This is a genomic window from Hungatella hathewayi WAL-18680, from assembly GCF_000235505.1.
In the GTDB taxonomy this organism is placed as follows: Bacteria; Bacillota; Clostridia; order Lachnospirales; family Lachnospiraceae; genus Hungatella_A; species Hungatella_A hathewayi_A.
This window is the reverse complement of sequence record NZ_JH379027.1, coordinates 1,794,198-1,803,379: the sequence shown is the minus strand read 5'-3', so window position 1 is coordinate 1,803,379 and position 9,182 is coordinate 1,794,198. Positions and strand designations below refer to the sequence as shown.

Below are 9,182 nucleotides of genomic sequence, written 5' to 3'. Positions count from 1 at the left end.
ATTGCTATTTTCGCTTCTCGTATTGGGATATCAAACCGAATAGCATAGATGTAAATGATTTTTATGGCACCACAAACAGGCGTATTTCACGACCCCAAAACGACCAAATCACCGGTATTTTCTTCCCTATTACACCACAATTCTGCGTAATTCTTCCTCGTATTTTGCTATTTTTTTCCTATTTCCAATCTTGCTAATTTTTACGAAAGTGGGTATAATAGACTATATCATGAAGGGAAATCCCTTCTTTTAGATGTTGTAGATACCGCATAATACTCATTATGGGGTATTTTTTATTTATATGGAACTGGACAGCACCATCCGCATCCGCGACATCTGCCTCCTCGGTTGTTCCTCCGTACTCATAGTGTAAATCCTGGTGGTGCTGATATTCGAGTGCCCCAGCAAATCCATCAGCCGGACCACATCTTTCTCAATACTGTAAAAAGCCCTTGCAAACAGATGACGGAAATTATGAGGAAACACCTTCGCCGTATCCACTCCGGCTTCTCTCCCCAATGCTTTCATTCTCTTACTGATGTTACTCCTGTCCATCAGCTTCCCGTTCCTCGTTATGAAAATACTCCCACTCTCAATCCCCACCTTCCGGCAGTACTTCTTCAACACCTTCACCAGCTCCACCGGCAGCAGAGCCACCCTGGATTTCCCCTTATTATAAATATCCGCCCGCCCCGTCTCCAGCGCTTCCACTGTGATAAACCGAAGTTCACTGATTCGGATTCCGGTACTGCCAATGGTCTGCAACAGCATGCTCATACGGACATCGCCTTTCCTCTCTGCCGCATGTACCAGCCGCTCATAATCCTTCTCTGTCAGCTCCTTCTCCGTTTCGCAATACTGAACCCGTTGAATTTTAAACAGTTTCACCCGGCATTCCCCACACCCCAGGTAATCAAAAAAACTGTTAATGGCCGCCAGCATGGAATTGACACTGGTTGTCTTGTAGCGCTCATTGAGATACTGCTTATACTCCAAAACCAACTCTTTATCAAATTCCCTCTTCCCGGTTGATTGCACATATTCCACAAATTTCCTCACATCCCGGATATATTTCTCCACCGTGGCACGGCTTCTCTCTTCCTCTCTTAGATATCGTTGATACCTTTCAAATATCTCCTCTGTCACAGAGTTCACATTTTTACGTTCTTCCATTATTAAAAAAATCCCCCTTTGCTTTTGTATGATAGTTCTATCTTATACAATTCGGGGGATTTTTTCAATATGATACTGTATTATTTTGACGCAAACGGACCTACACTGAAACTTTTAAAATTTCAACAATCTCCGTATCTGAATTATCCGGATGCGACTCCAGCACCTGATACATCTTCCGCACCAGCTGTTCATCTGCTTCCAAAATCTCTGCTATCTCCTCTACGGCCATTCCCTTGCTCTTTTTCCTTCGAACCTGATAAACAAGATTCAGCAAAACTCCCTGCTCTCTCCCTCGTTCTTCTCTCTTCTTCAACTCATCGGCAAATAATGCTTCCAATGCATCACACATTTTTCTTACCTCCTCATACTGCTCCGCATTCGCCCGGACAATCAGACCTTTCACATAATAGATTCCCTGAAATTCCTCCCATACGGCCATTTTTCTTTTCAGTATAATAAAAAATCGACCTAACTTCAACAGTTCTGAATAAGATGCAATTCCAAAATCATAAAAATATCCAATAGAATTTCCATAAATAATTTTTACAGAAACTCTATTGGATAAACTTTTTTAACAGTCTGTCATTCCAACAGCCCGTTTATCAAATCACCCTTTAATTCCAAGGGTTTCCGCGATGCGCTCTTTGGTCCGCTCGCACTGGTTGCGGCCATAAATAATGTCGCTGACCGTGGAATTGGCGATTCCTAGCCGCTTCGCTAGTTCCTGCTGTGGGATATCCTGTTCTACCATTGCGATTTTCATTTTCTTGCCAAATGGGGTGCATGGGATTCTGGTTGCCATTGAAAATACCTCCTATCTGATCATGAATGTCTTTATGTGGTCTCGTGCAGCTTCACCGTAAAGGTTGGGGTGATGGTGAATGTGTTGTTCTGGTTCCAGCCGTTCTTGGTGGCGCCGTACAGCCACAGCTGTACATTTCCCTTTGCCGCCAGTGTATACACGGCTCCGGCGTCGGTAAATTTGTAGGTATTGTCAATCGCTCCATCCGCGCCCGGATTCAGCCATGCCTTCGTCGTGTCCGCTCCGGAAGCCGGCAGGGCCGGTATACTGGCGATGCTGGTGGCTTTTGGGCGGATGGAAAACATGATTTTCCCGGCGCCGCCGCTGGCTCCCAAATCGTCCACATTGTTGGTGATGCTCGGGACCACGCCGCCTACTCCGGCCGCTCCCACCACTTTCGTGATGCTGACGTCCAGATCAACGTCGGACTGGTTCGTGATCGTATAATTGCTGGCCTGTGCAAGTATCTGCTGCTCCGTCTGGGATGTCACCGCCGTCGACTTGTTGGGGTCGATATCAAATCCGGCCGTAATCGGTACCATGACACTGATGTTGGTAATGCTGATGGTCCCAGTCAATGTGGAGCTTGCGGACCCTCCATCCTTTCCAAATGTCTTCGACTCCGTCACCGCCTCCACGGCATCCGCATACACCGGCAGACTTCCCGCCGCCGTCATTGCAATGGCCGCGGCCACCGCTGCTGCTCTCTTCCATGTCTTCATACTTCGTTTCCTCCTGATTTTCTTGTTATAATGGGTGTTCCTCTATCTCAATCAGCTGGCTCTGCCACAACTGCACTGATTTTCAATGTGGGGCGTACGGTAAAGCTGTACTTCCCATAGAAATCCGGCATGACCTTTCCGTACACCTTCAATTCCACTCCCGTCTCCGCCGGAATATCGGTGAGGAAAATGCCGCCGCGTCCCGGTACGATGGCATACTGCTCAAACTCCTGCTCATCCCGGTAAGTCCGCCCCGACAGTCCCAGGGCGAGAATGGCGGTTCCGGGCGCCCCCACCTCCGCGATTCTGTCTTTCAGCTGGAAGGACTGCTCCACCTGGTCCGAGAAGGGCCGCTCAAATGTCACATCCCCCTCCTCCATGGCCGCCACGTCGGATATCTCCAGTCTCACCGGCACCACCGAGCGATTCCTGATGGAAATGCCGGGGCTTCCTATCTGTGCCCCCGGCTCCGAAAGCCCGAAGGTCTCCTCCGGATTGACGCTGAATTCCATGCCGCCCGCCGGCAGCTCCACCGATATGAGTTCCACCTTGATCCGTCCTGTCAGAACGGAATCACTTGTGGTTCCTCCATCCCAGGGAGAGAAGGTCACCTCCCCGGTCTGGGCCGGCGCCTGGGCGGACGCCGGATATGCCTGAACCGTCTGGAGCGCGCCGATTAACAGCACGGCCATCATGCATCGTCTTCCCTGTTTCAGTCTCACTGTACCTTCCCTCCTTTCATTCCTGTATGGTCAGCCGGATTTCCACCGCGGCCTGTCCGATCAGGGCCTCGCTCTCCTCCTGGTATGCCAGAAATACGGCCGTGCAGGGGTATTCCCCGGCCGGCAGTCTCACATCCGGCGGCGCCGATTCCAGATAGTTTCCCGGACGGATGGCTCCGGTCTCAAAGATTTTTTCCCCGGTGTCGTTGCGAATCACCTCCACCCGTATCAGCTTGCCCTGGTTGGAGGGATTCTCTATCAGCCAGTTGACGGAGTTGTCGCCGCCGGATGCATTTCCAAACGGGGTAATGTTCATGGACATATTGAGCATTCCCTCCTCCACCATGCTGTCCAGTTCCCGCTGGCGCTCCTCCCTGGATTTTCCGGGAATGTCCCCGGATACCACGTTGGCCTCATATACCAGGCCGGGCGGGCGCTCCGGCGGGTGCCTTCGTCTGACGGCATAACATGCGGCTCCCGCCACCAGGCATGCGGCCAGAAGCAGACAGAAGGCGGCTCCCACATTCCTGCCTGACGGGCTTCGGACAGAGCGTCTCTTTCTGCCTCCGCCCTGCTCCGCCGCCATGTTCCGCACGGTGTTATCTGCCTTGTCCTCCGGCATTTTTCTCTTCCGCACCTCTGCTTCCACCTCCTTTATCTCTGTTTTTTTCACCTATCTCTGTCTTTTTCGTCTGTCCCTGTCATATTCCACCTCTACTCCAGCACATACAGGGTAATCTGGGCGCCTGCCCGTCCGATGAAGGTGTCATCGCCGATGCGGTAGGCGTCAAAATAGACTGTGCAGGGATACTCTCCTTTAGGGAGGGTGACATCCAGCGGCACGTAATCGATATACTGCTCCGGCTCCAGATAGCCGGATTGGTAGATTTCCTCCCCGGTGTCGTCCCTCTCAATGGTGATGGTGAACCGTTTCCCGTTGCCGGGAGGATTCTCCACCAGAAGATTGGCGGTGGAAGCCCCGTTTTTCATAAACGGTGTGGCATTGATGGAAAATGCCAGCATGCCCTCCTCCACAATCTGGTTCAGCTCTTTCTGGCGCTCCTCCGGATTGTGAAGGGTTCCTGTCTTCACATTTCCCTCCGCCACCAGAGACGCCGGCTGTTCTGCCGCCGGTAATGGCTGGCTGCGGGTATGGATGTAATACCAGGAAGCTGCCAGCACAGCCAGGCAGAACCCCAGGGATAGAAGGAGGATTAGCAGATTTATGTGAATTCTATAATTGTGTTTCCTGCTCATTTGGGCATTTCCTCCATGTTCATTTCTATTTTGGTGTCTGTTTCAGGTCTGTTCCCGATTCTGTTCCCATGTCTGTTACCGATTCGATGTCTTTCTGTCCTCCGGCCCGTTCTGTGACCCGGAGCGTCACATTAACCGACATTTCCCCAGCCGGAGTCTTGTGCTGGAACAGCTCAATTCTGGCGTTCAGCGGGTATTCTCCCGGTGGGAGATTCCGTTTTAATGCCAGCGTCTCCACATAATAGCCGGGGTCCACACGGGTGGTACTGCCTAGCAGTTCTCCCGTCTCCTCCAGATACAGGCTGAGTCTGGCGCTGTAATGATTGCCGGGCGGATTCTCGTACTGGATGGCGCACTCCCCGGCCCCCTCCTCCACGATTGGAAGCTGGTTCATCACCACCCAGAAGCTTCCCTCCGCCACCTCCATGGAATCCCCGGCATTAAGACTCCCCTGTTTGGCGTGCCGGTCCGGGCGGATATCCAGCTGGGCCTGGATGGGGGCCGGAAGGGTGTGGGCAGCCGCCATGAAGACTGCCGTGGCGGCCCCTGCTGCCAGAATTCCTGTTAACATCACACCGGCCGTTATGGCCCGGCCTATTCCCGGCGACGGTCTGCGGTGATTCCTTTTTTTCCTGCTCTCATTTTCCTTCATCTGTCTGCCCGCCTGTCTATGGAATAATCTCTGCCTGGATATCCGCCGTGTAATCCTCTTTCGCTATGGAAAACTGATATGTCACGTTGTATCCGTAGTTGGCAAGGTCATCCATGTAATAGTGGTCCGCGGCATATTCCATGAAATACTGATACCAGAGCGTGCCATTGCTTTTCAGCCGGTAATGCATCCAGGAATCCTCCGTTCCCGCCGCCGAATCTGCCGGTGTGTAGTACACAATGGAGGGCGTCAGCGCGGTCCCGGATGTCGTTCCACTCTTTAAGTTGTCAATACCCAGCTTGACTCCCGTCTTCGTTATCTGCCCCTTCTTTGCGGTTACATCCAGCCCCGGTTTTATGGGCTGAAGCGTCACATACCCGGCCCCGGTCATCGGCTCCAGATTCCGGATGCTGCCCTCGACGGGGTAATCATTTTTATTCACCAGCTGGATATCCGTGCTGTGGCTGGTTTTTTCGTTCCGTCAGGGCTGATGTTGATGTGGACGCTGGTGGGCAGCACTACACTCAGCACTTTCTCCGTCACTCCCGCCAGCTCGGCTCTCACCTCATACCGGACGCCTCCCGATACAAAATCAATCAAAATGGCCCGTGTGTCCGGACAGGTGTAAGCGGCTCCGTTGTAGAACGTGAGCTGGCTCACATCACCTGCCGATGCGTTTGGCTGAAGAAGGGACGGGGTCAGAGTTTTTAAATCCTTACTGCCGGCCAGAATTCCCAGGCAGGCGTTGGCATTGGTCTCCCCATATTTCCGGTAATTGCCGGCCACCACACTGGTTCCCGTCAAAGTAAATGTCTGGCTGCTTCCATGTTCCTGATGGACGCCCCGGTAGGCGGCTCCCGATATGGTCTGTCCGAGAGCCACGGTTCTTCCGGATTCGCTGTCCGCCGGATTCAGCGTTACTTCCAGCATGACCGGAGCAGCAAAGGTGGGCAGTCCTTTCGTCTCTTCTGTCTGAAGGCTGGTGAACCAGACCCGGTCACTTCTCTTCCGCTCCGTATCCACGGAGCTTGCTGTCACCGTGTTCAAATCGTCCACCTGTTTCTGTCTGGCCGTGTCATCGCCAGTTCCCAGCGCGCCGACCTGGGCGCTGTCCGACAGGGATAGGTCGCTATAACACCGGACGATGCTTCCGGCGGCTCCCGGCTGGCCTGCAATAGAACCCGCCTTACCGCTGCCGATATAGCTGACCTGCCCAACCGTATTGGACGCATAGTAACAGTTTTGAATTCCTCCTGCTGACGCGTCCCCCGCAATTCCTCCGGCGTAGACTCCCGTGGTTCCCACTGTGGTACCTGACGCGGTTACCACGGCTTCCATATCATAGCAGTCCTTCACCGTGCTGTTTCCGGCAAGCTGGCCTGCGATTCCTCCGGCTAATGCTCCCGATGCGCCTCTGGCCGATACCTGGCTGCCGCCCCGGTTATAGCACCGGGTGACGGACGCGCCGTTTTGCAGTCTGGCCGCAATTCCTCCGGCGCAGGAAATTTCGGTTCCGGATGTATCCGGATCGGCACCGGTTATCTGCGCCTGTTTTACGCCGATTCCGGACAATTTTCCTCCGGATACAATGCCGAATAATCCGGCATAGGATGCGGATGGGATATAGAGACCGCTTATCTCGTAAGTGGTTCCGGCTCCGGCGGATGTATCAGCGCCGAAAGTTCCGGTGTAGGCGCGGGCCACTGTGGCTCCGATTGGCACCCACGGCAGCTTTCCGCTGATGACATAGCTGCTTCCGGCCGCATTTCCCGACAAATCAATGTTGGCCGCCAGGACGGCCCCTGTACCTGCCGCTATGGCGCCGGTGTTTATCTGTCTGGCAAACCAGGCCAGCTGCTCCGCGGTTTTTATCGTGTAACTGCCGGATGTCAGCGGCTCCATGTCCACGAAACCGTCCACAATTCCATTCGCCACCACCTCCCAGTTTTTCGCTCCCAGAGGTGATGTGGTGGGATATGGATAATCGCCGGTGCAGTCCCAGGATATCCCGGTGGCCTGGGTCACCTTCCTGCCATTTAAGCTCCAGGCCGCGCCCCAGGTTTTTAGTTTATTCTGCGCCAGTCCTGTGGCGTAGGTGTCCGCGGTTTTTCCCGTCTCGTAATAGCAGTCTGTCACATTTTCCTGGGTTCCCGCACCGGTGATTCCTGCCGCACCGGTGCCTGACACGGTACCGGCGTTGTAGCTGGCAGTGATTTTCTGGGCCGCCTGGGTGGCGCTTCCCGTGATGCCTCCCACATTGGCCTTGCCTGCCACTTTGCCCAGGTTGTAGCAATTCCGGATGGTGGCAGCTGTGGTCACATCCTCAAAACCGCCCAGAACTCCGCCCACATATTCATAGCTGCCGTTGGAAATGTTTCCGGCGGCGCTGTTGCCGCATCCGTCTATGACAAGATTCTCCACCGCATCGGCTCCTCCGATGATGCCTCCGTAATAGGCTCCGGAGCCGCTTAGGCTTCCTGTGTTCTGACACAAACTGATAGTCACGTTATTTCCATTCACATACCCGGCGATTCCACCGGCATACTGTCCGGTTACCTGAAGCAGGCTGGTGGAAATCCCCGTATTGGTTATCACGGTGCGGGTTCCTGACGTACTGCCGCCTATGGTGCCGAACAGGCCCTGTTTTTCCGCTCCGGCGGCCCGCATTTTATAGATGGTAAAGCCGTTTCCGTCAAAGATTCCCTCGTACCGTTTTCCGTCGGTGTCACTGCCAATGGGGACCCATTGCAGGGCTTTTGCCATGATTTCATAATCGTTGGAATCGTAGGCGCTGCTTCCCACATAGAGACCGCCGAACAGACTGATATCGCCCATCAGCTTTCCGCACAATCCGGTTTTTCCGTTGGCATTGACCTGATAGGCAAACCAGGCCAAATCCTCCGGCGAGCGGATGAGATAGGGATTGGAGGCGCTTCCTTTGGATGTGGCGCTTGCGCAGTCGGGCTCCAGCGCCCAGGCGCCCACGCTTCCCCAGTCGGCAAAGACCTGGATTTCCTGAAATGACGGGTAGCCGTCATTTTTGCTGTCGCTCCGCTCCCACACGGTCTGCGATGCCCCCGCGTTTAAGCTGTCGAGGATGGCGTCGTTTTTCATTTCCAACGTGGTCTTGGACGAGGTATTGGCTGTGACGGCATTTCCACGCCCTACGGCATTTAACGTCACACCGGAGGCGCTGCTGGTGTTCGCATCCCAGTAGCAGTACCGGATTCCGCCTGTGGGGCCGACGCCGCCGGCAAAGCTGCCTGCGATGGCGCCGGGCTTCTCTCCGTTTGCCGTGGTGATCAGGCCGGCCGTGTAGCAGTTGGTAATCCGCTGGGCTCCGGTGCCGGAGGTTCCATCGTCGCTTCCCAAAAAGGCGCCGGTCCTGCCACTCTTACCGCTGATACTGGCCCTGGTGTAGCAGTGCTCGATGACCAGCTGGGGTTCGGCGCCATTGACGCTTTTCAACGCTCCCACAAAGGCGGCCGTGCCATCTCCGGCGGTTCCGGAGGATGAGGCGATGGTTTTGACGGAACAGGTTTCGTCAAGGCCCAGACGCCGGATGACGGCTCCGCCTCCGGCACAGCCGAAAAGGCCGCCATAGCCTTCCTGCTCTACGCTCATGTGGGAAATGATTTTCCCGTTTCCCTCAAAGGTTCCCTGGTAACTGTTGACGGATGATGTACCATTGACGGAAATCTCCGCACCGGTTCCGATGGGGGCCCAGGGGATTGGATTGTCGGCGGTTCCGTTATAGCTTGCTCCGGTTAAATCAATGTCTTCTGTCAGGAATGCGCAGATGGCCGTGCCGAGGGCCGGGTCTTCCGGATTACCGGAATTTACCTTTGCGG

The 9,182-nt window shown here is 54.3% G+C and carries 9 protein-coding genes and 1 pseudogene; all 10 read right to left on the bottom strand.

The genetic code is table 11. The features are described from left to right. Nucleotides 1-297 precede the first annotated feature (297 nt). A complete protein-coding gene (locus HMPREF9473_RS08085) occupies nt 298-1,173 on the bottom strand; it encodes a tyrosine-type recombinase/integrase (RefSeq protein ID WP_006779591.1) in 876 nt (291 codons plus the stop codon). 100 nt (nt 1,174-1,273) lie between these two features. Next, nucleotides 1,274-1,615: a hypothetical protein gene (locus HMPREF9473_RS08080; RefSeq protein ID WP_006779590.1), complete on the bottom strand. Its 342-nt coding sequence runs from the start codon at nt 1,613-1,615 to the stop codon at nt 1,274-1,276. Between the two features lie 168 nt (nt 1,616-1,783). Further along, nucleotides 1,784-1,978, bottom strand: a complete 195-nt coding sequence (locus HMPREF9473_RS08075) for a helix-turn-helix domain-containing protein (RefSeq protein WP_006778881.1) — start codon at nt 1,976-1,978, stop codon at nt 1,784-1,786. 32 nt (nt 1,979-2,010) lie between these two features. Next, nucleotides 2,011-2,700, bottom strand: a complete 690-nt coding sequence (locus HMPREF9473_RS08070) for a hypothetical protein (protein WP_006779589.1) — start codon at nt 2,698-2,700, stop codon at nt 2,011-2,013. A 47-nt stretch (nt 2,701-2,747) separates the two neighbouring features. Then, nucleotides 2,748-3,422 carry a hypothetical protein gene (locus HMPREF9473_RS08065; protein ID WP_006779588.1) on the bottom strand — a complete coding sequence of 225 codons (675 nt, stop codon included), beginning with the start codon at nt 3,420-3,422 and terminating at the stop codon, nt 2,748-2,750. A 16-nt stretch (nt 3,423-3,438) separates the two neighbouring features. After that, on the bottom strand, nt 3,439-4,044 hold the full coding sequence (locus HMPREF9473_RS08060) for a hypothetical protein (protein ID WP_006779587.1): 606 nt from the start codon (nt 4,042-4,044) through the stop codon (nt 3,439-3,441). A 92-nt stretch (nt 4,045-4,136) separates the two neighbouring features. Further along, nucleotides 4,137-4,679, bottom strand: coding sequence for a hypothetical protein (locus HMPREF9473_RS08055; RefSeq protein WP_006779586.1), 543 nt, complete (start codon nt 4,677-4,679; stop codon nt 4,137-4,139). Between the two features lie 25 nt (nt 4,680-4,704). After that, nucleotides 4,705-5,331 carry a hypothetical protein gene (locus HMPREF9473_RS08050; RefSeq protein ID WP_006779585.1) on the bottom strand — a complete coding sequence of 209 codons (627 nt, stop codon included), beginning with the start codon at nt 5,329-5,331 and terminating at the stop codon, nt 4,705-4,707. Nucleotides 5,332-5,347: 16 nt separating this feature from the next. Next, nucleotides 5,348-5,773: a hypothetical protein gene (locus HMPREF9473_RS08045; protein WP_006779584.1), complete on the bottom strand. Its 426-nt coding sequence runs from the start codon at nt 5,771-5,773 to the stop codon at nt 5,348-5,350. Beyond that, nucleotides 5,770-9,182: pseudogene (locus HMPREF9473_RS08040) on the bottom strand (hypothetical protein); the annotation flags it as partial. The gene HMPREF9473_RS08045 and the pseudogene HMPREF9473_RS08040, both read right to left, overlap by 4 nt.